Origin of the sequence: Aneurinibacillus danicus (genome assembly GCF_007991215.1) — a bacterium.
Lineage (GTDB): Bacteria > Bacillota > Bacilli > Aneurinibacillales > Aneurinibacillaceae > Aneurinibacillus > Aneurinibacillus danicus.
The window spans coordinates 1-1285 of record NZ_BJXX01000272.1 but is presented as its reverse complement, the minus strand read 5'-3'; the positions used below and the strand labels follow the sequence as shown (position 1 = coordinate 1285).

Sequence of the window (1285 nt, the reverse complement as noted above, 5' to 3'; positions counted from 1 at the left end):
ACTTGTGTGGCAAACATTTCGATATGGCGCATCATGTCTTCGTGCGGGATCAAACCGGGATACTGCCACATTAACAAATATTCCGGATTGTGTTTTTTCACTAATTTTTCAATCATGAAGTTCACAGTGTCCGGGGTTCCGACAAATTCAAAACCACGCTCACATAAATCCGCATAATCCCCTTTAATTTTGCCCGTTTCACCATGTCTGCGTAACGCCTCATTAAAGCCTAACCCGCCAAACCATGCCGGCCAGACAAATCCGTTTCCGTCTGCGGCCAGGCGGTGTGCTTCTTCATCCGTTTTAGCAACAAAAACATCACGGAAAATTCCAACGCTGTCCCCGTAAGCGATTTCACGCCCGACTTTGGCAGCCTCTTCCTGGTAGGCAGTCATTAGGTTTCTAATCGCTGTATCATCCGTGTTTAACATGAAGGGGACAATGTTTTCTCTAGCACAAAAACGGAAAGATTCTTCACTGAAAGAGAATGGCTGCCAGACCGGCATATGTGGTTTCTGATACGGTTTTGGCGCAATTCCAATTTCTTTTATTCGCCCGTCTTCTCCAAGCCCCCTACCATAATCACGGACAGCCTCATGCCCGAATTCGAGATTCTCAGGAGGAATATTCCAGAATTCACCTTCATATGTGAATGTTTCGCTGGTCCAGGCTTTTTTCATGATTTGATAGTGTTCATTGAACAATCTTCTGTTGCGCGCGTCTGTTTCCGACTTATCAGAGAACGTAGCTCCTACCCCATACACCTGTCCTAAAACATCTGCCCATCTCTTCTGATAACCGCGAGCAATTCCACAAATCGCCCGTCCTTTCGTCATTTGATCCAGCATCGCTAAATCTTCCGCTAAACGGAGTGGGTTGTGAAACGGAAGAACATTTGCTAATTGAGCAACTTTAATATTTTTGGTTTGCATCCCCAGATACAGGCTCAAAAGAATCGGGTTATTGGATACTTCAAACCCTTCAATGTGGAAATGGTGCTCCGTAAACGCCGCGGCATAGTAACCGAGTTGATCAGCCGCCTTAACCTGCTCGGTAATTTGATACAGCATCGATTGGTACGCCTGCGTGTTTGTACCTGGCAGCATACCCGACTCTATTTGTTTTCTAGTACCAACAGTAGGCAAATAAAATAATACGAATTTCAAAGTGAAACACCTCCGAATTTATTGTATGCAATACTTGGTTATCACCCCGTTTATTTGAATGCGGTTTCACCTCCCGGCAAATTTCTTGGGTGAGTTGCTTATTTATAGTAGCAAGTACC

General features: G+C 44.8%; 1 protein-coding gene. It reads right to left on the bottom strand.

What is annotated here, in order from left to right; translation table 11 throughout:
• The coding region (locus tag ADA01nite_RS21680; protein ID WP_146812498.1) for an LLM class flavin-dependent oxidoreductase at positions 1-1166 on the bottom strand (1166 nt) is incomplete at its 3' end.
• Positions 1167-1285 lie beyond the last annotated feature (119 nt).